Source organism: Aquimarina sp. U1-2, assembly GCF_017897595.1.
GTDB lineage: Bacteria > Bacteroidota > Bacteroidia > Flavobacteriales > Flavobacteriaceae > Aquimarina.
The window spans coordinates 1-323 of the sequence record NZ_JAGKIK010000142.1 but is presented as its reverse complement, the minus strand read 5'-3'; the positions used below and the strand labels follow the sequence as shown (position 1 = coordinate 323).

Annotated in this window: 1 protein-coding gene; it reads right to left on the bottom strand. The window is 30.3% G+C overall.

Features of this window, described 5'->3' with window-relative positions:
- Positions 1 to 323: hypothetical protein (locus tag J8281_RS19400; RefSeq protein ID WP_210199285.1), on the bottom strand; the 323-nt coding region annotated here is incomplete at both ends.

Below are 323 nucleotides of genomic sequence, written 5' to 3'. Positions count from 1 at the left end.
ATTATCATTTTCCATTTCAATTCCTTTATTCCATTTGTCAAAGGATGCGTATTTAGCGTAAAATCTGGGAATATTAGTGCTTTCATTTTTCCAAGTTTGATAAACACTGGTATTTTTACTTGTCGTAACTAAATTCGAATCAATTGGAACAAGTCCGATTTCAATTCGCTCGTCGTTAAATGAAGTTCCATAAAAGGTAGGATGATACTTCTTAAATATTCCAAATCCAAAATATAAAATCAAAATCACACTCAATATTTTCCAGAAATGTTTTTTCATATTAGCTACAACGGCTCTGTATAAAGTTTGTTGCGTGTTTTCAA